The sequence below is a fragment of the Phycicoccus avicenniae genome (assembly GCF_018139485.1).
Lineage (GTDB): Bacteria > Actinomycetota > Actinomycetes > Actinomycetales > Dermatophilaceae > Phycicoccus > Phycicoccus avicenniae.
Genome location: NZ_JAGSNF010000001.1, coordinates 49,230 through 67,022 on the forward strand (window position 1 = coordinate 49,230; position 17,793 = coordinate 67,022).

Genomic DNA, 17,793 nt, shown 5'->3' on the forward strand with positions numbered 1-17,793 from the left:
CGGCGGACGGACGACGGCCCCGCGGCCGGAGCCGCGGGGCCGTCTGCCCGTCCCACCCGGTGACGGGCGATCCGGGGGTCAGTTCGCGATGCCGCCGCAGAGGACGGGGATCGTCGCCTCGAGCGGTGCGGCGTCGGTGAGCGAGGACGGACCGGCCTCGAAGTCGTAGGCGCCGTTGCCGTTGATGTCGATGCCGTGGACGACGACCTGGACGGTGTCGGCGTTGGCGAGCGCGGCGTCCTGCGAGAAGGTGCGGGTGTACTCGAGGGTCCCGTCCTCGTCGGCGACGGCGAACCGGTCGAGCGCGAGCGCGCTGGCGGCGGAGATGTCGCCGGTCGTCGTGAGCGAGGTGAGGATGCCGCCGTAGCTCGGGATGCCCTCGACGACCGTGACGTAGCCGTCACCGTCGGCGTCCTGTGCCGGGCCGGGGCAGCCCATGTCGGTGCTCGGCCCGTCGACCCCGTGCAGGTGCATGGCGTGCGGGGCGTTCGGCATGAGTCCGGAGGCGGTGACCTTGACCTGGACCTTGCCGTTCGGCAGGGCCTTGACCCGGGTGGACCCGGTGGCCTGGCTGTTCGGGACCGACTCGGCCTGGACCGGGTCGAGCGAGTACGAGTAGCTCGCCACCCTGGGCGAGGGGTTGCCGTCGTGCGCGGCCTGGGCGGCGCCGGCCGTGACGAGCGAGAGTGCCGCGGCGGCACCGAGAGCGATGGGGGCGGTGGCCTTCATGAGGTCCTCCTGGGGTTTCCCTGCGGGTCGGACGGCAGCATCGGTGGTGCCGTCCCGCGGAGGGTTCGACGTGGTCCGGCCAGCGGATTGTTCTCATCAATGTGACAGTTGATAAACTATTTGGTTGAATACAACGGTGAGCACCGACGACGAGCTCGTGGACCGCGGCTTCGCGGCCCTCGCCGACCCGGTCCGGCGCGCGATCGTCGCCCGGCTCGGCCGGGGGCCGGCCACGGTCGGCGAGCTCGCCGCACCCTTCGAGATCTCCGTCCAGGCGGTCTCGAAGCACGTCCAGGTCCTCGAGCACGCGGGCCTGGTCACCAAGGGACGGCAGGCGCAGCGTCGCCCCGTCCGCCTCGAGCCCGCCGCCCTCGAACGCCTCACGGCGTGGATCGACGGCCACCGGCTCCTCGCCGAGCAGCGCTACCGACGGCTCGACGCCGTGCTCGGCGACCCATCCCGCAGGAGAGACACATGAGCAAAGCACTGCACCTCGACGTCCCGGCCGGCGTGCCGTGGATCGACTTCACCCGCGAGTTCGACGCCCCCGTCGCGGCCCTCTTCGCCGCCCACACCGACGCCGACCTCGTCCGCCGCTGGCTCGGCCCGCACGGCTACGAGATGGAGGTCCCGCTCTGGGACTGCGTCCAGGGCGGCGCCTACCGCTACGTCCACCGCGACCCGAAGGGCCACGAGTACGCCTTCCGCGGGACCTTCCACACCGTCCGCCAGGACGAGCTCGTCGTCCAGACCTTCGAGTTCGAGGGGATGCCCGACCAGGTGGCGCTGGAGTTCCTCGGCTTCGAGGACCTCGGGGACAACCGCTCGCGGCTCACCGGCCGCAGCCTGGGCCGGACCGTCGAGGGACGGGACGAGATGGTCGCCGGCGGGATGGAGTCCGGGATGACGGACGGCTACGTCAAGCTCGACGCCCTCCTCGCCGAGCGGCGCTGACGGCCGTGGACTGGACCCTCGAGGTCGTCGTCCTGCCCGTGTCCGACGTCGACGCGGCGGTCGCGTTCTACCGGGACGCGGTCGGGTTCCACCTCGACCACGACACCGACACCCCGGGTGGCCGCGTCGCCCAGCTGACCCCCCGCGGCTCGGGGTGCTCGGTCGTCGTCGGCACGCTGCCGACCCTGACGCGGATGGCCCCGGGGTCGCTCCAGGGGCTCCAGCTCGTCGTGTCCGACGCCGAGGCCGCGCGGGCCGAGCTCGTGGGCCGCGGCGTCGAGTGCGACGAGATCTTCGCCTTCGACGACGAGCGGGACGGCTCGACGTTCTTCGGGTTCCGCGACCCCGACGGGAACGGCTGGGCCGTCCAGCAGCTGCGGGCGCGGGCCGACCGACCCCTCCTGGGTCCCCGCTCGGAGGACGGCGGCTGACGGCGGGGGCGTCCCGGCGGTCGCCGTCCCGCTCAGCGGCCGCCGCCCGGGTCCTCCACGGCCTCCCGAGCCGCGGACGCCCGGTCGCGGAGCCGGTCGCGGACCTCGTCGGGCGAGTAGGCGCGGCGGGTGCGCTCGTCGCGGGTCACGAGGACACCGGTCGCGACGACACCCGCGGCGCCGGCGACGCCGAGCAGCTTCCACATCCGGTTGCGGTCCACGTCCGTCACCCTAGCGACGGGCCCCGGCAGACTGACCCGCATGGCGCGCACCGAGCACCCGACCGTCCCGTTCGACGAGGCCGTCTCCGCGACCCGGACGGGCGACCTCTGGATCTTCCGCGGCGGCACCGTCGCGGACCGGGTCATCCAGACGGCGAGCAACGCGCCGGTCAACCACGTCGGGATGGCGCTGGTCCTCGACGACCTGCCGCCGTTCATGTGGCACGCCGAGCTCGGTCGCTCGATGCGCGACCAGTGGACCGGTGACCACCACCGCGGGGTGCAGCTGCACGACCTCGCCGAGGCCGTGACGACGTGGCAGGTCCGCTACGGCCAACGGGCCTGGCTGCGCCAGCTCGAGCCGGCCGCGGGCCGGGGCGAGGAGGACGCGGCGCTGCGGGCCGTGGCCCGGCTGGACGGGGTGTCCTTCCCGTCCTCGGTCCGCCTCGGCTGGCGGTGGCTGCGCGGCCGGGACGCGCACCTGTCCCGCCGGGCGGGGGAGCGCAAGGGCCTGCGCCCCGAGGACGCGTACTGCGCCGAGGTCGTCGCCGCCACGCTCGAGGAGATGGGCGTCCTCACCGGGGACGTCCCGACGAACTGGTACGACCCGGGACGCTTCTGGAGCGGTGACTCGCTGCCCCTGGCCGACGGCTGGACCTACGGGCGTGAGGTGGAGGTGGCGGCACCCGCGGGCGGGTCCGGGGCCGCCGACTGACCGGGCCCGGTCGTCGGGGTCCGGTCGTCGCGGGCGTGGGGGCGGCGCCGTCGGCGTATCGGCGGGTCGGCGGGTCAGCGACCGCGACGACGGGCCCACGGCAGGGCCACCACGACGACGCCGAGGGCGAGGGAGACCGCGCCCGCGAACAGCGCCCACAGCAGGCACCAGGCGACCACCGCCAGGCCCTCCCAGATGACCGACGCGTACTCGACGTCGGGCAGCCGGTCGGACGCGAGCCAGCCCCCCGCGATCGCGCCGAGGCTCGTGAGCACCATGAGGACGAGCGTGACGCCCGCGGCCCGGGCCATCGAGCCGACCCCGGGGCCACCGGTGCGGTGGTCCGCGGAGGCCTCGTGCGGGGGCGCGAGCTCGTCGAGGAGGTCGGGCCGGCCGAGGTCGTCGGAGCGCATGAGGACCGAGCATACGGACCGTGCCCTCGCGTGCTCCCCGCGCTCGTCCTAGGCTGGTCCCCGGTCGACCGTTCGGGCGTGGCCACGCCGCCCCCGTCGGCCGACCCCCGCCGGGACCGAGGGCCCACGGGTCCGGCGGACCTCGGAGGCCGCCCGCTCGACGATGCGCGGGCGGCCTTCCCCGCGTCGGGCGGCGCGGTCCGGGCGGCGACCGGTCAGCGCCCGAGGACCCAGCCCGCGGCGGCGGCGCCGAGCCCGAGGACGAGCGACCCGGCGACGAGCCCGGCCGCGGCCCGCCGGCCGTCGTCCTCCGCGACCTCCCGGACCTCGAGGGCGAGGCTGCTGAACGTCGTGAAGGCACCGCAGAACCCCGTCCCGCCGACGGCGAGCCACCCGTGCCCCGCCCCGCCGCCGACGAGCAGGCCGAGGACGAACGAGCCCGCCACGTTGACGACGAGCGTGCCGACCGGGGCGCCGACCGCGAACCGCTGCCGGACCCAGTGGCCCACGAGCATCCTGGCGGGCGCCCCCACAGCGGCCCCGACCGCGACGAGCAGCGCGTCGGCAGCGGTCACGGGCCCGCCCACAGGGTCCGCCCGAGGCGCAGGCCCCCGACGACCGCGAGGACCCCGACGACGACGGTCGCAGCGAGGTAGAGGGCCGCGACCCCGAGACGGCCGGAGTCCCCGAGGGTCACGGCGTCGACGGCCAGGGCCGAGAACGTCGTCCAGCCACCGAGCAGCCCGACGCCCACGACCGGTCGGACCAGCCGGTGGGTCCCGGGGCGCTCGACGAGGACGGCGACGAGCAGGCCCATCGCGAGGGCCCCGGTGACGTTGACGAGGAACGTCGCCCACGGGAAGCCGCCCGGCGTGGGCGGCAGCGAGAGGCCGACGCCCCACCGGCCGAGCGAGCCGGCCGCGCCCCCGGCGGCGACCCCCGCGAGGACCGTGACGTCCGGGCCGCGCGCCCCAGTGGTCACGCCCGGATCGTCTCGAGGTACTCGGCGATGCGCCCGATGGCCTCGGTGAGGGTCTCCTCGTCGGGCAGGGTGACGAGGCGGAAGTGGTCCGGCTCGAACCAGTTGAAGCCGGTGCCGTGCGTCACGAGGATCTTCTTCGCCCGCAGGAGGTCGATGACGAACGCCTCGTCGGACTCGATGGGGTAGACCTCCGGGTCGAGGCGGGGGAAGCAGTACAGGGCCCCGCTCGGCTCGACGCACGAGACCCCCGGGATGTCGTTGAGCAGCCGGGACGCCAGCTTGCTCTGTTCACGGAAACGGCCCCCGGGCCCGATGAGCTCCTCGACCGACTGGTACCCGCCGAGCGCCGTCTGGATCGCGTGCTGCGCGGGGACGTTGGCGCACATCCGCATGTTCGCGAGGAGGGTCAGGCCCTCGAGGAAGTCCTGGGCCAGGTGCTTGGGTCCGCTCACCATGACCCAGCCGGCGCGGTAGCCGCACACCCGGTAGGCCTTGGAGAGGCCGCTGAAGGTGAGGCACAGGACGTCGTCGCCGGCGAAGGCGGCGGTGTGGTGGTGCACGGCGTCGTCGAAGAGGATCTTCTCGTAGATCTCGTCCGCCATGAGGACGAGGTCGTGCCGCCGGGCGATGTCGACGAGACCGCGGACCGTCGCCTCCGAGTAGACCGCCCCGGTGGGGTTGTTCGGGTTGATGACGACGAGCGCCTGGGTGGCCGGGGTGATCTTGGCCTCGATGTCCACGAGGTCGGGGTCCCACCCGTTCGACTCGTCGCAGCGGTAGTGCACCGGCGTGCCCCCGGACAGCGACACCGCGCCGGTCCACAGGGGGTAGTCCGGCGCCGGGACGAGGATCTCGTTGCCGTCGTCGACGAACGCCTGGAGGACCATCGAGATGAGCTCGGAGACACCGTTGCCGATGTAGACGTCCTCGACGACCGTGTCCTTGAGCCCCCGTGCCTGGTAGTACTGCGCGACGGCCGTCCGGGCCGAGTAGATGCCGCGCGAGTCGGCGTACCCCTGGCTGTCCGGCAGGTTGTGCACCATGTCCGCGACGATGGCGTCGGGAGCCTCGAAGCCGAACGGCGCGGTGTTGCCGATGTTGAGCTTGAGGATCTTGTGGCCCTCGGCCTCGAGCCGCTGGGCCTCGACGAGGATCGGGCCCCGGACGTCGTAGCGGACGTGCTGGAGCTTCTTGCTCTGGACGATCCGGCGCATGGGCTCATCCTCGCACCGGGGTCCCGCCGCCCGCGCGGGCATTCCGGCGACACGGTCGGCGCCGACGGCGGTCCGGCACACTCGGGGGATGGACGACGTCGTGGTGGAGCGGGTGCTCCGGGCGGTCGAGCAGGTGCCGCGGGGCCGGGTCGTCTCCTACGGCGACCTCGCCGCGCTCGTCGGCTGCGGTCCGCGCTACGTGGGCTCGATCATGAAGGCCTACGGCGGCAACGTCACGTGGTGGCGGGTGACGAACGCCGCGGGGGACCTGCCGGCGCCGCTGCGGGAGCGGGCCCGCCCGGTGTGGGCGCAGGAGGGCATCCTCGTGAAGCCGAACGGGCTGGGGTGCCGCATCGCCGACCACCGGGCCGACCTCGACGCGCTCGCCGCGGCGTACGAGCGGGCGGTGGCCGACCTCCCGGGCTGACCGGGTCCTCCGAGCACGGCCGGCCGGTCGGGGCGGGCACGTGGGACGGCGTCGTCACGATCCTGCATCGGAGCGCGACCCCGACCGGTCCGTTTGTGAGACTGGGGTATGCGCCCCGCGATCCCCGCCGCCGCCGCGGCCCTCGCCCTGCTCGCCACCACCGCCTGCGGTGCCGACGACGACGGCGTCGGGCAGGTGCCGGGCACCCCGAGCACCGCGTCCGGCTCCCCGGACGCCTCGCCGAGCCCCGCGCCGGAGAGCACCGTCGTCCCCGAGCTCGCCGTCGAGGAGGTCGCGAGCGGCTTCGAGCACGGCTGGGACATCGGCTTCCTCCCGGACGGGCAGGTCCTCGTCACCGAGCGTCCGGCCCGCATCTCCCTCGTCGACGGCACCGCGCCCGGCAGCGAGCGCACCGAGGTCGAAGCCGACCTCGACGACGTCTACGTCGAGGGGGAGGGCGGCCTCATGGGCATGGTCGTCCACCCGGACTTCGAGGAGTCGCGGGAGTTCACGACGTGCCAGACGCACATGGACCCCTCCGGCGCGCCCGACGACATCCGGCTCGTCACGTGGCGGCTCGCCGAGGACGGGGCGTCGGCGGAGCGGGTCGACGACCTGCTCACGGGGCTGCCGATCTCGACCGGGCGGCACTCGGGCTGCCGGCCCGAGATCGCGGACGACGGGGCGCTGCTCGTCGGGACGGGCGACACGGCCGTCGGCTCGCTGCCGCAGGACCTCTCCAGCCTCGGGGGCAAGGTGATCCGGCTCGACCTCGAGACGGGCGAGCCCCTGCCGGACAACCCGTTCGCGGACGAGTCCGGCCGGCAGCGCTACGTCTACAGCTACGGCCACCGGAACATCCAGGGCGTCGCCGTGCAGCCGGGGACGGGCGAGGTCTACACCGCCGAGCACGGCCCGAGCAACAACGACGAGGTCAACCGCATCGAGGCCGGGGCGAACTACGGGTGGGACCCGGCTCAGGGCGGGACCGTCGGCGGGTACGACGAGAGCGTCCCGATGACCGACCGCGAGCGTTACCCCGACGCGGTGCCGGCGGTGTGGCAGTCGGGCGAGACGACGCAGGCGGTGTGCTCGGCGGAGTTCCTGGAGGGCGAGCAGTGGGGCGCGCTCGAGGGGGCGCTCGTCGTCACGGCGCTCAAGGGGGCGAAGCTGCTCCTCATGCAGCTGGGCGACGACGGGGCGCTCGCCGAGGTGTCGGTCCCGGAGGCGACGAACGGGCCGTACGGGCGGCTGCGGGCGGCGCGACTCGGCCCGGACGGCGCGCTGTACGTCACGACGACGAACGGCGACGACGACGTCCTGCTCAAGGTGACCCCGCAGGCCTGACGCCCGAGGCGGCGCCTCCGCCGCCCTCGGGTGTCGAGGGGTCACGACACGCCGCAGGAGGCAGCGCAGGTGCGGCGTGTCCCGACCCCTCGACCGCGGCCTGTGGATGACGAGCCGGGCCGGTGCCCCGATCCGGTCACCCTGTGGACATGCCACGACCGCTGCCGAGGACGGCCTTCCCGGCCGGCCCGTTCCGACCGGCGGACCTCGTCGCCGCCGGTCACCCGGTCGCGCGGACCCGGCACCCGTCGCTGGCACGACCGACGCGGGGCGTCCGGTCACCCGCCTGGCCGTCCGACCTGCAGGACCGCGTCGCGGCGTTCACTCTCGCGCTGCCGGCCGACGTCGCCTTCTCCCACCGGACGGCCGCGCTGCTCCACGGGATGCCGATGCCCCGGTCGGTGGAACGTGACCCGGTGCTCGACATCATGCGCCGCTCCGACCGCACCCGGATCCGCAGAGCGGGGTGTCGTGGGCACCGGGGCCTGGAGCGCCGTGCGGTGGACGAGGTGTCCGGGGTCCGGGTCGTCGGGCTCGCGGACACGTGGTGCGACCTGGGGGAGTGCGTCGGTCCGACGCTCGGGCGGGACGACCTCGTCGTCGCGGCGGATTCCGTCGTCGGCAGGCTCGAGGCCGGGGCGGGCTCGCTCCGGCAGGTCCTGGACGGTCGGTGCCGTCCTCGAGGCCGACGCGTCCTCCTCGACGCCCTGTCCCTCGTCCGGCCGGGGGTGCGGTCCCCGATGGAGACCCGGGCGCGCCTGATGTTCCACGACGCCGGCTTCCCCGAGCCCGAGGTCAACGGCGTGGTGCGCGACGCCGCCGGCGGATGGCTCCTCGAGGGCGACCTCGTCTGGCGGGACCAGCAGGTCGTCGGTGAGTACCAGGGCGAGGACCACGCCGACCGTCGCCGCCGCAGCACCGACGCGCAGCGAGCCGGACTGGCCTCGGACCTCGGCTGGACGGTCCTCGAGCTCTTCGCCGAGGACGTGTGGCGGTCGCCGAGGCGACGGCTCACGCTGCTGCGGTTCGCCCGCGAGCTGGGGCTGGAGACGAGCGGGCTCCGGATCGGGTGACTGAAGAGGTCGAGGGGCCACGACACGCCGAGGCCGCGGCCCTCGGACCGGCGCGTCGTGACCCCTCGTGGAGCCGGCGGCACCGGTGTGGCGGGCGTCGGCGGCGCTAGAGGTCGACGATGGTCGTCGTCACCGACGTGACCGACGGCCGGCGCGGCGTCGAGGAGAACCCGAACCGGCACGGCGGGTCGACCGGTGCGAGCGAGCCCAGGTCCACCCCGTCGAACGTCCCCGCCATCGTGGTGACGGCGTGCACGTCGGTCGCGCCGTAGTACTCCCGGCGCCCTCGCCGGGCGACCCCGCGCGTCCGCACCCCGCGGACGACGACTCGGGCGACCGGGTCGGCGAGGGTCGCGAAGGCCGGGGTCTCCAGCAGCGGTCGGGGCAGCACCTGCAGCAGCCGGCCGAGCGGGATGCGGTCACCGACCTCCAGCGACATCGTCAGCGACGGGGACGACGGACCCCAGCGCCCAGGCCGGGGATCGCCGTCCACCCGTCCGCGGTCGCCGTCGATGTCGACGTCCTCGATCCGCACCTCGTCGAAGGTGTAGGTGCTCGACACGAGGTCGGCGACCTGCTCGCTCGGCGCGAGGAGCACCCGGTGCCCGTCCGGCCGCTCGACCATGACGTCCGCGAAGTCCCCGAACGGCGACTCGAGCCACCAGCCCACGACGACGCGCACCCCCGAGGTGGACCCCACCCCGGCGATGCGGCCCCGGAACCTGCGACGTGACGACATGACCCCATCATCGTCGCTAGGGTCCGACGGGTGAGCCGCCCCACCGCCGCACCGGTCGGCGCCGCGCTGCCTTCCGCGGCGCGTCGGGGGTACGGCCTCGGGTCGGTCGCCACCGGGGCCTTCGGGACGGTCCCCGGGCTGCTCCTCCTGCCCTACCTCACCGACCGGCTCGGGGTGGCCGCGGGGCTGGCGGGACTGCTCGTCCTCCTGCCGAAGCTGTGGGACGTCGTCCTCGACCCGGTCGCCGGCCGGGTGAGCGACCGCTCGACGCATCCGGGCGGGCGACGCCGGCCGTTCCTCCTGCGGGCAGGGCTGGCCCTCGCCGTCGCGTTCGTCCTGCTCTTCGCCGGCCCGACGTCGCCGACCGGGCTCGCCGCGACGTGGGTCGTCGTCCTCTTCCTCGTCTGCGCGACGGCGTACTCGTTCTTCCAGGTGCCCTACCTCGCGATGCCTGCGGAGATGACCGACGACTACCACGAACGGACCCGGCTCATGACGTGGCGGGTGGCGATCCTCGCCCTCGCGATCCTGCTGAGCGGCGGGCTGTCCCCGCTCGTGCGGGACACCCTCGGCCCGACGTGGGGCTACCGCGGGGTCGGGCTGTTCGTCGGCGTCCTCATCGTCCTCGGCACGCTCGGCGCCTGGTGGGGGACCCGTCTCGCCCCCGCGCGACGCGCTGCGACCGCCGGGGGGAGCCTGCGGGACCAGCTGCGGATCGTCGCCGCCGAACGCGACTTCCGCACCCTCCTGCTCGTCTTCGTCGTCCAGGCGCTGGGGATCGGCATGATGCTCGCCGGGGTCGACTACGTCGCGCGGGTGCTGCTCGGCGGGTCGGGGGCCTCGACGGTGCTCTTCGTGTGCTTCGTCGGCCCGGCGCTGCTCGTGACCCCGCTGTGGCAGCGGGTGGGCGAGGCGCGGGGCAAACGGGCCGGGTACGTGTGGGGGTCGCTGCTGCTCGGCGGCGGGGCGCTGGCGACGCTCGCCGCGATCCCGGTGGGTCTCGCCGCGACCGCCGTGACGGTGGGCGTCGTCGGGGTCGGGTACGCCGCCTGCCAGATGTTCCCGCTCGCGATGCTGCCGGACGTCGCCGCGGCGGACACGGCGCGCACGGGGGAGGACCGGGCCGGGACGTACACCGGCGTGTGGACCGCCGGCGAGACGGCGGGGCTCGCCGTCGGGCCGTTCCTCTTCGCCGGCATCCTCCAGGTCGGTGGGTACGTGTCGTCGACGGACGCCGCGGCCGTCCAGCCCGACACGGCCCGGCTCGCGATCGCGCTCGGCTTCACCGTCGTCCCCGCCGTCCTCGTCGCCCTTTCCCTCGTCGTCCTCCGTCGCTCCCGGCTCGACCCGCGCGCCTCCCAGGGCTGACGTCCTCTCCCAGCCCTCCTCAGTGCTGTTCTCCTGCCAGCACTGACGTCACTGCTGGTGTGAGAGCAGCACTGACGTCGCTGCTGGCGTGGGTGCAGCAACGACGTCACTGCTGCGGTGGGTGCAGCACCGAGGAGGTCTCGCGGACGCCCCTCGTCGTGGCGCCGTGCGACGATCCGTGACGTACCCGAGCCCGCCCGCGCGGCCCGACGAGGAGACACCGATGTCCGTCATCCGCCCCGACACCGCCGGCCTCGCCGTGGAGGAGGTCCTCGCCGCCCTCCACGCGCTCCGCGCCGCCGACCTGCCGACGCACGGCGGTCGCACTCTCGCCTACGTCTACGACTCCGGGCTCGCCGACGCCGACGAGCTGGGGCGCGAGGCGGTCGCGATGTTCGCCGGCTCCAACGGCCTCGACCCCACGGCGTTCCCGTCCCTGCTGCGGATGGAGAACGACCTCGTCGCGACGGCGGCCGCGCTGCTCGACGGGCCGGAGGGCGCCGTCGGCGTCGCGACGTCCGGAGGCACCGAGTCGATCCTGCTCGCCGTCCTCGCGACGCGGACCGCCGGTGCCGAGGCGGGGGTCACGGCGCCGTCGATGGTCCTGCCCGCGACGGCGCACGCCGCCTTCCTCAAGGCGGCCCACCTGCTCGGGGTGCGTCCGGTCGTCGTCGATGTCGACCCGGACACCCTGCGCGCCGACCCCGCCGCGACGGAGGCCGCGGTCGACGACACGACCGTCCTCGTCGTCGCCTCCGCCCCCTCCTACGCGCACGGGGTGATCGACCCCGTCGGGGAGATCGCCGCCGTCGCAGCGGCCCGGGGGGTGCGCTGCCACGTCGACGCGTGCATCGGCGGCTGGGTCCTGCCCTTCCTCGACGGGGCCGCGTCCGACACCGGCACCGACCGGGGCGCCACCGACGCCCCCGGCCCCTGGACCTTCGCCGTCCCCGGCGTGACGAGCATCAGCGTCGACCTCCACAAGTACGCCTACACCCCGAAGGGTGTGTCGCTGCTGCTGCACCGGGACGCCGACCTGCGCCGCGGGCACCTCTTCGCCTCCGCCGCCTGGCCCGGCTACACGATGCTCAACAGCACGGTGCAGTCGACGAAGTCCGGTGGCCCACTGGCCGCGGCGTGGGCGGTCACCCGACGGATCGGCGTCGACGGGTACCGCGACCTCGCCCGGACGGCACGGTCCGCGACGCTCGAGGTCGCCGCGGCGGTCGAGGGCATCGACGGTCTGAACGTCCTCGTCCCGCCGGACTCGACGCTGCTCGCCCTCGTCTCGGACGGCTCGTGCGACGTCCACACCGTCGCCGACGAGATGCTCGCCCAGGGGTGGTTCACCCAGCCGCAGATGGCCTTCGGTGACGTCCCGGCGACCCTGCACCTCACCCTGTCCGCGGCGACCGCGCCGTCCGTCCCCGACCTGCTCGTCGCCCTCCGCGAGGCGGTCGCCGCCGCCCGCGCGGCCGGGCCGGTGGTGGCCGACCCGACGCTCGTCGGGATGCTCGCCGCGCTCGACCCGTCCACGCTCGACGCCGACGCCTTCGACGGGCTGCTCGCGGCCGCGGGCCTCGCCGGGGGAGACGGTGGGATCGCGCTGCCCGAGCGGATGGCACCGGTCAACGCCCTGCTCGACGCGGCCCCGCCCGCCGTCCGTGAGGCGCTGCTCGTCGGTGTCCTCGACCGACTGGCCCGCCCGACGACGGCCTGACGGGTCGGCGGGTTGCCGCCCCCGCCGCCCGGGTGTTGGCTGGCAGGACCAGGCACCGCCGCCGGAAGGACGTCGATGAGCACCGCACCCGACCCCGCCCTCTCGCACACCGTGGGCCCGACCGAGCCCCCACTCCTCGAGGGGACGATCGGCGCCGCGTTCGACGCGACGTCCGCCCGGCACCCCGACCGTGAGGCCCTCGTCGACGTCTCGGCCGGCCGCCGGTACACCTACGCGGTGCTCGCCGAGGAGGTCGACCGGCTCGCCCGCGGTCTGCTCGCCGCCGGTCTGGCGAAGGGTGACCGCATCGGCATCTGGGCGCCGAACTGCGCGGAGTGGACCCTCACCCAGCTCGCGACCGCGAAGATCGGCGCGATCCTCGTGACGATCAACCCCGCGTACCGGACGCACGAGCTGACGTACGTCCTGGGCCAGTCGGGCATCCGGATGCTCGTCCTCGCCGAGTCCTTCAAGACCTCGGACTACGTCGCGATGCTCGAGCAGGCGCGTCCCGACTGCCCGGGTCTGGAGCAGGCGTTCGTCATCGGGCAGGAGTCCTGGAACGCCCTCGTCGCCAGCGCCGACGAGGTGCCGGCCGAGCGGCTGGCGGAGGTCGCGGCGGGGCTCGACGCCGGCGAGCCGATCAACATCCAGTACACCTCCGGGACGACCGGGTTCCCGAAGGGCGCGACCCTGTCGCACCGGAACATCCTCAACAACGGGTACATGGTCGGCGAGACGTGCCGGTACACCGAGGAGGACCGGATCTGCATCCCGGTGCCCTTCTACCACTGCTTCGGGATGGTCATGGGCAACCTCGCGGCCGTCACCCACGGCGCCTGCATGGTCATCCCGGCGCCCGGCTTCGACCCGGCGGCGACGCTCGCGGCCGTCGCCCAGGAGCGGTGCACGTCGCTCTACGGCGTCCCGACGATGTTCATCGCCGAGTGGAGCCTGCCGGACTTCGCCTCCTACGACCTGTCGTCGGTGCGCACCGGGATCATGGCCGGGTCCCCGTGCCCGGCGTCGATGATGACCAAGCTCATCGAGTCCGGCATCGAGGAGGTGACGATCGCCTACGGGATGACGGAGACCTCCCCCGTCTCGACGCAGAACCGCACCGACGACACCTTCGAGCAGAAGGTCGAGACGGTCGGCTCGGTGCATCCCCACCTCGAGATCAAGGTCGTCGACCCCGCCACCGGCGAGACGGTGCCGCGCGGGACGCCGGGGGAGTTCTGCACGAAGGGGTACTCGGTGATGCTCGGCTACTGGGAGGAGCCGGAGAAGACGGCCGAGGTGCTCGTCGACGGCTGGATGCGGACCGGCGACATCGGCGTCATGGACGACGAGGGGTTCGTGCGGATCACCGGCCGGATCAAGGACATGGTGATCCGCGGCGGCGAGAACGTCTACCCGCGCGAGATCGAGGAGTTCCTGTACACGCATCCCGACGTCCAGGACGTCCAGGTCATCGGGGTCCCCGACGAGCGCTACGGCGAGGAGCTGTGCGCCTGGGTGCGGATGAACGACGGCGCCGAGCCGCTCACCGCCGAGGTCGTCCGCGAGTTCTGCGCCGGCCGCCTGGCGCACTACAAGATCCCCCGGTACGTGCAGGTCGTCGACGAGTTCCCGATGACGGTCACGGGCAAGGTCCGCAAGGTCGAGATGCGGGAGAGGACCGTCGCCGACCTGGGCCTGCGCGGGTGACCGCCCCCGGGGCGCGGCGACGGTAGTTTGTCCCGGTGATCGTCCTGCCGCATCCCCGGGAGACCCGTTGAACACCACGCAGCTCCTCGTCCTCGTCCTCGTCGTGGTCCTCGCCGTGGCGCTCGTCTGGTTCCTCGTCCAGCGCTCCTCCGGCAAGAAGGACCAGGCCCGGGCCGAGGCGGCCGGGCTGCGGGCCGAGGCGGAGGAGGTCGGTGCAGGGCTCGCCGGCCAGGAGGCCTTCGCGGCCCAGGCGTCCGAGCGGGCCGACCTCGCCCGCGCGGAGGCCGACGAGGCCGCCCGCCGGGCCGCGGACCTCGGCGCCGAGGCCGAGCAGCAGCAGGCCGCCACCGACACCGCGCGCTCGCGCTACGAGGCGATGCTGCGCCAGGCCGACACCGTCGACCCCGACGTCGACACCCCGGACGAGCCCGCCCTGCCCCCGGCCCCCGAGGGCGTCGCCGTCGAGCCGGCGGCCGGCCCCGAGACGCCCTCGTCCACCGTCCCCCCGTCCGACGCGGGCTCGACCGAGGCCCTCACCGACGGTTCGGCCGCCCCGGCGACCCGCGCCGAGGCCCGACGGATGCGCGAGGAGGCCGAGCGGAACGCGTGGTCCGCCGCCCCGGCGGCCCCGGTGGCCGGGTCCGCGGTGGCCGTGCGGCCCGACGTCCCCGAGGACGACGTGGACCGCAGCGCGCGCATCGCGTCCGCCGCCGACTACCGCGACGAGGACGACTGGGAGGCCCGGGCCATGGGCGAGCCCCAGGAGGTCATGACCCCGAGCGCCGGAGCGGTGCCGGAGGGCCCGGAGGAGCCGGCGCAACCCGCCGAGCCGGCGCCGTCCGCCGAGCAAGCGCAGCCCGGGGCGCCGGCCGAGGAGGCGGAGACGTCGGGTCAGGTGTGGCACACGTCCGCACCGGGTAACGAGCCCGGCATGACGACTTCCTGGGACGACGACGCCCGGTCCGACGCCGAGCAGGACACCGCGTCGAGCGAGGCCTCCGCCGAGGCGCGCTACTCGACGAACGACTGGGGCGGACCGCACGACCCCGAGACCGACCGGCCGGACGAGACCACCGACGACGCCGTGCCCGAGGGCACGGACCGCCCGGCGACGGACGGGACGTCGGAGGGCGCGTCGGACGACGGCACGAGCTCAGGGACGCAGACGCCGGGCGTCGTCGAGACCGCCGCAGCCCAGGACGACGAGCCGGTGACGGACTCCGGGACCGCGAGCCGGTCGACCTCCGACGACCCCTTCGACCCGACGCCGGGTCGGGACTGGGCCGCCGACGAGGGCACCCTGCTCGAGGAGAACGAGCGCCGGGCCGAGGACCTGGCCCGGGACCGCGCCGAGATGCGCCACGACGCGCAGGAGGCGGGCATCGCCGGGTCCGGCCTGCCGGGCGAGCCGACCGCGCCCGACGGCTCGCCGGCGACGACCGCCGCTGAGGAGGAGGCCGCGGCGACCGACGACGTCGTCACCGACCCCACGACCTCCGACCCGACGGCCCCGGCCGACGCGGCCCCGACGACCGACGCCCCGGCCGATGACGCGACGAGCGAGGACACGACGGCCGACTCCACGCTCGAGGCGGAGACCGGAGGCGCCGGCGGGGAGGCCGCCGTCGCGGACGTCTCGCACGGCGAGGCCGTCGAGGAGGACGAGGTGTCCGCGTCCGACGACCCGGGCGCCGACGGGCGACCCGCCGCGGACGGCTCCACGAGCGAGGGCACGTCGACGCCGACCGGTGAGCCCGCCCCCGGCGAGCCGGACGTGGCCGACGAGCCGGCGACGCCGACCGTCGGGGACGAGCAGGAGACGGACGACGACGGCGCCGTCACGACCGACGAGCCGGACGGCGGCACGACGGACAGCGGCGCGACGGAGAGGGTCACGACGGACGATGGGGACACCGGCACGACGGAGGCGCCGGACGACACCGCGAGCGACGCCCGGACCGACCATCTGGCCCGTGCTCCGCGTCGGGTGTCGGACTTCCACGAGATCCGGGACGGCGGCTACGGGATGGGGTCCGCGGCGGCGATCGACGACGGCGCCCAACCGCTCGACCACCCCGTCGCCGCGTACCGCGACACGATGAGCTACCGCCTGCCGGGCGACGCCGGGTACGACGACGCCGAGGCCCACGTGTGGTTCTACGACGCCGCCGCGGCCGAGCGCTCCGGGTTCCACCGCTCCGACGGCTGACGGGCGTCAGTCCACGTCGTCGTCCACCCAGTCGAGCGTCTTCGTCACGGCCTTCTTCCAGTTCCGGTAGAGCCGCTCGCGCTCGCCTTCGTCCATCCGCGGGCTCCAGCGCTTGCCCTCGCCCCAGTTCTGCGCGATCTCCTCCGTCGAGGACCAGTACCCGACGGCGAGCCCCGCGGCGTACGCCGCACCGAGCGCCGTCGTCTCGGCGACCTTCGGACGCACGACGTCGACGCCGAGGATGTCGGCCTGGAACTGCATGAGCGTCTCGTTGACGACCATCCCGCCGTCGACCTTGAGCTCCTCGAGCGGCACCCCGGAGTCGGCGTTCATCGCGTCGAGCACCTCGCGGGTCTGGAACGCCGTGGACTCCAGGACGGCCCGCGCGACGTGCCCGCGGTTGACGTACCGGGTCAGCCCCACGAGCGCGCCGCGGGCGTCCGGACGCCAGTGCGGCGCGAACAGCCCGGAGAACGCGGGGACGAAGTACGCCCCGCCGTTGTCGTCGACGCTCGTCGCGAGCTCCTCGATCTCCGGCGCCTCGCGGATGAGCCCCAGGTTGTCGCGGACCCACTGCACGAGCGAGCCGGTGACGGCGATCGACCCCTCGAGGGCGTAGACCGTCTCCTCCTCGCCCAGCTTGTAGCAGACCGTCGTGAGCAGCCCGTTCTCGCTCGGCACCGGCTCGGTGCCGGTGTTGAGGAGCATGAAGTTGCCCGTGCCGTACGTGTTCTTCGCGCTGCCCTTCTCGAGGCAGGCCTGCCCGAACGTCGCGGCCTGCTGGTCGCCGAGGATGCCGGCGACCGGCGCCCCCTTGAGGACGCCCGGTCGGCACTCTCCGTAGACCTCGGAGGAGGAGCGGATCTCCGGCAGCATCGACAGCGGGATGCCCATGTCCGCGGCGACGTCCTCGTCCCACGCGAGGGTGCGCAGGTCCATGAGCATCGTCCGGGACGCGTTCGTCACGTCGGTGACGTGGACGCCGTCGTTCTCGGCGCCGCCGGTGAGGTTCCACAGCACCCACGTGTCGGTGGTCCCGAACATCAGGTCCCCGGCCTCGGCCCGCTCCCGGGCGCCGTCGACGTTCTCGAGGACCCACATGACCTTCGGCCCGGCGAAGTACGTCGCGAGCGGCAGCCCGCAGACGTCCTTGTACCGGTCGGCGCCGCCGTCCTCGGCGAGCCGGTCGACGATCTTCTGGGTGCGGGTGTCCTGCCAGACGATGGCGTTGTACACCGGCTCGCCGGTCGTGCGGTCCCACACGACGGCGGTCTCACGCTGGTTCGTGATGCCGACGGCGACGACGTCGTCCGGGTCGAGGTTCGCCTTCGACATCGCGCCGCCGATCACCTTGCGGGTGTTGTCCCAGATCTCGACGGGGTCGTGCTCGACCCAGCCTGCGCGGGGGAAGACCTGCTCGTGCTCCAGCTGGTCGCTGGCGACGATCGTGCCGGCGTGGTCGAAGACGATGGCGCGGCTGCTCGTCGTGCCCTGGTCGATCGCGAGGACGTACCTGCTGTCGGTCATGCCCCGCACCCTTC

Annotated in this window: 19 protein-coding genes; 11 read left to right on the forward strand and 8 right to left on the reverse strand. The window is 74.3% G+C overall.

The window, feature by feature from the left end:
- Window positions 1–78 precede the first annotated feature (78 nt).
- Window positions 79–729 carry a hypothetical protein gene (locus KC207_RS00215; protein ID WP_211600820.1) on the reverse strand — a complete coding sequence of 217 codons (651 nt, stop codon included), beginning with the start codon at window positions 727–729 and terminating at the stop codon, window positions 79–81.
- A 136-nt stretch (window positions 730–865) separates the two neighbouring features.
- Here KC207_RS00215 and KC207_RS00220 point away from each other — a divergent pair, with 136 nt between their 5' ends.
- From KC207_RS00220 to KC207_RS00230, 3 genes are read left to right on the forward strand one after another with little or no spacing between them, the layout of a single operon-like run.
- Window positions 866–1,207, forward strand: coding sequence for an ArsR/SmtB family transcription factor (locus tag KC207_RS00220; RefSeq protein WP_211600822.1), 342 nt, complete (start codon window positions 866–868; stop codon window positions 1,205–1,207).
- Entirely contained in the window at window positions 1,204–1,683 is a 480-nt protein-coding gene (locus KC207_RS00225; protein ID WP_211600824.1) for an SRPBCC family protein, read from the forward strand. The genes KC207_RS00220 and KC207_RS00225 overlap by 4 nt, the downstream gene beginning before the upstream one ends.
- 5 nt (window positions 1,684–1,688) lie before the next feature.
- Window positions 1,689–2,114: a VOC family protein gene (locus tag KC207_RS00230; RefSeq protein WP_211600826.1), complete on the forward strand. Its 426-nt coding sequence runs from the start codon at window positions 1,689–1,691 to the stop codon at window positions 2,112–2,114.
- 32 nt (window positions 2,115–2,146) lie between these two features.
- On the opposite strand, the gene KC207_RS00235 is transcribed toward KC207_RS00230, so the two are convergent.
- Entirely contained in the window at window positions 2,147–2,335 is a 189-nt protein-coding gene (locus KC207_RS00235) for a hypothetical protein (RefSeq protein WP_249138455.1), read from the reverse strand.
- Window positions 2,336–2,375: 40 nt separating this feature from the next.
- On the opposite strand from KC207_RS00235, the gene KC207_RS00240 reads away from it, so the two are divergent.
- Window positions 2,376–3,050, forward strand: coding sequence for a hypothetical protein (locus KC207_RS00240; RefSeq protein ID WP_211600830.1), 675 nt, complete (start codon window positions 2,376–2,378; stop codon window positions 3,048–3,050).
- Window positions 3,051–3,124: 74 nt separating this feature from the next.
- On the opposite strand, the gene KC207_RS00245 is transcribed toward KC207_RS00240, so the two are convergent.
- From KC207_RS00245 to KC207_RS00260, 4 genes are all read right to left on the reverse strand, one after another.
- On the reverse strand, window positions 3,125–3,463 hold the full coding sequence (locus KC207_RS00245) for a hypothetical protein (RefSeq protein ID WP_211600832.1): 339 nt from the start codon (window positions 3,461–3,463) through the stop codon (window positions 3,125–3,127).
- Window positions 3,464–3,678: 215 nt separating this feature from the next.
- Window positions 3,679–4,038, reverse strand: a complete 360-nt coding sequence (locus KC207_RS00250; protein WP_211600834.1) for a fluoride efflux transporter FluC — start codon at window positions 4,036–4,038, stop codon at window positions 3,679–3,681.
- Window positions 4,035–4,445 (reverse strand): fluoride efflux transporter FluC, encoded by a 411-nt coding sequence (locus tag KC207_RS00255; protein ID WP_211600836.1) that lies wholly within the window; start codon window positions 4,443–4,445, stop codon window positions 4,035–4,037. Before KC207_RS00255 ends, KC207_RS00250 begins: the two co-directional genes overlap by 4 nt.
- Window positions 4,442–5,659 (reverse strand): pyridoxal phosphate-dependent aminotransferase, encoded by a 1,218-nt coding sequence (locus tag KC207_RS00260; RefSeq protein ID WP_211600838.1) that lies wholly within the window; start codon window positions 5,657–5,659, stop codon window positions 4,442–4,444. The genes KC207_RS00255 and KC207_RS00260 overlap by 4 nt, the downstream gene beginning before the upstream one ends.
- 88 nt (window positions 5,660–5,747) lie before the next feature.
- On the opposite strand from KC207_RS00260, the gene KC207_RS00265 reads away from it, so the two are divergent.
- The 3 genes from KC207_RS00265 to KC207_RS00275 all read left to right on the forward strand — a co-directional run bounded on the left by KC207_RS00265 (window position 5,748) and on the right by KC207_RS00275 (window position 8,506).
- Window positions 5,748–6,086 carry an MGMT family protein gene (locus KC207_RS00265; RefSeq protein WP_211600840.1) on the forward strand — a complete coding sequence of 113 codons (339 nt, stop codon included), beginning with the start codon at window positions 5,748–5,750 and terminating at the stop codon, window positions 6,084–6,086.
- A 108-nt stretch (window positions 6,087–6,194) separates the two neighbouring features.
- Window positions 6,195–7,433 (forward strand): PQQ-dependent sugar dehydrogenase, encoded by a 1,239-nt coding sequence (locus KC207_RS00270; RefSeq protein WP_211600842.1) that lies wholly within the window; start codon window positions 6,195–6,197, stop codon window positions 7,431–7,433.
- A gap of 149 nt (window positions 7,434–7,582) precedes the next feature.
- The gene (locus KC207_RS00275) at window positions 7,583–8,506 is read left to right on the forward strand and encodes a putative endonuclease domain-containing protein (RefSeq protein WP_211600843.1); all 924 of its coding nucleotides are present in this window, start codon (window positions 7,583–7,585) and stop codon (window positions 8,504–8,506) included.
- A gap of 106 nt (window positions 8,507–8,612) precedes the next feature.
- Here the strand turns inward: KC207_RS00275 and KC207_RS00280 are convergent, their stop codons facing one another.
- Window positions 8,613–9,245, reverse strand: a complete 633-nt coding sequence (locus KC207_RS00280; protein WP_211600845.1) for a hypothetical protein — start codon at window positions 9,243–9,245, stop codon at window positions 8,613–8,615.
- 30 nt (window positions 9,246–9,275) lie between these two features.
- On the opposite strand from KC207_RS00280, the gene KC207_RS00285 reads away from it, so the two are divergent.
- From KC207_RS00285 to KC207_RS00300, 4 genes are all read left to right on the forward strand, one after another.
- Window positions 9,276–10,613, forward strand: coding sequence for an MFS transporter (locus KC207_RS00285; protein ID WP_249138456.1), 1,338 nt, complete (start codon window positions 9,276–9,278; stop codon window positions 10,611–10,613).
- 223 nt (window positions 10,614–10,836) lie between these two features.
- A complete protein-coding gene (locus KC207_RS00290) occupies window positions 10,837–12,333 on the forward strand; it encodes a pyridoxal phosphate-dependent decarboxylase family protein (RefSeq protein ID WP_211600847.1) in 1,497 nt (498 codons plus the stop codon).
- A 75-nt stretch (window positions 12,334–12,408) separates the two neighbouring features.
- The gene (locus KC207_RS00295; protein ID WP_211600849.1) at window positions 12,409–14,043 is read left to right on the forward strand and encodes an AMP-binding protein; all 1,635 of its coding nucleotides are present in this window, start codon (window positions 12,409–12,411) and stop codon (window positions 14,041–14,043) included.
- A 67-nt stretch (window positions 14,044–14,110) separates the two neighbouring features.
- Window positions 14,111–16,252, forward strand: coding sequence for a sunset domain-containing protein (locus KC207_RS00300; protein ID WP_211600851.1), 2,142 nt, complete (start codon window positions 14,111–14,113; stop codon window positions 16,250–16,252).
- A gap of 6 nt (window positions 16,253–16,258) precedes the next feature.
- On the opposite strand, the gene glpK is transcribed toward KC207_RS00300, so the two are convergent.
- On the reverse strand, window positions 16,259–17,779 hold the full coding sequence (glpK, locus tag KC207_RS00305) for a glycerol kinase GlpK (protein WP_211600854.1): 1,521 nt from the start codon (window positions 17,777–17,779) through the stop codon (window positions 16,259–16,261).
- Between the last annotated feature and the right edge of the window lie 14 nt (window positions 17,780–17,793).

What these genes read in the sequence shown, in the direction of transcription:
- KC207_RS00215 (WP_211600820.1), bottom strand. Translation starts at nt 729, where the DNA reads ATGAAGGCCACCGCCCCCATCGCTCTCGGTGCCGCCGCGGCACTCTCG.
- KC207_RS00225 (WP_211600824.1), top strand. Translation starts at nt 1,204, where the DNA reads ATGAGCAAAGCACTGCACCTCGACGTCCCGGCCGGCGTGCCGTGGATC.
- KC207_RS00240 (WP_211600830.1), top strand. Translation starts at nt 2,376, where the DNA reads ATGGCGCGCACCGAGCACCCGACCGTCCCGTTCGACGAGGCCGTCTCC.
- KC207_RS00245 (WP_211600832.1), bottom strand. Translation starts at nt 3,463, where the DNA reads ATGCGCTCCGACGACCTCGGCCGGCCCGACCTCCTCGACGAGCTCGCG.
- KC207_RS00260 (WP_211600838.1), bottom strand. Translation starts at nt 5,659, where the DNA reads ATGCGCCGGATCGTCCAGAGCAAGAAGCTCCAGCACGTCCGCTACGAC.
- KC207_RS00265 (WP_211600840.1), top strand. Translation starts at nt 5,748, where the DNA reads ATGGACGACGTCGTGGTGGAGCGGGTGCTCCGGGCGGTCGAGCAGGTG.
- KC207_RS00270 (WP_211600842.1), top strand. Translation starts at nt 6,195, where the DNA reads ATGCGCCCCGCGATCCCCGCCGCCGCCGCGGCCCTCGCCCTGCTCGCC.
- KC207_RS00275 (WP_211600843.1), top strand. Translation starts at nt 7,583, where the DNA reads ATGCCACGACCGCTGCCGAGGACGGCCTTCCCGGCCGGCCCGTTCCGA.
- KC207_RS00280 (WP_211600845.1), bottom strand. Translation starts at nt 9,245, where the DNA reads ATGTCGTCACGTCGCAGGTTCCGGGGCCGCATCGCCGGGGTGGGGTCC.
- KC207_RS00290 (WP_211600847.1), top strand. Translation starts at nt 10,837, where the DNA reads ATGTCCGTCATCCGCCCCGACACCGCCGGCCTCGCCGTGGAGGAGGTC.
- KC207_RS00295 (WP_211600849.1), top strand. Translation starts at nt 12,409, where the DNA reads ATGAGCACCGCACCCGACCCCGCCCTCTCGCACACCGTGGGCCCGACC.
- glpK (WP_211600854.1), bottom strand. Translation starts at nt 17,779, where the DNA reads ATGACCGACAGCAGGTACGTCCTCGCGATCGACCAGGGCACGACGAGC.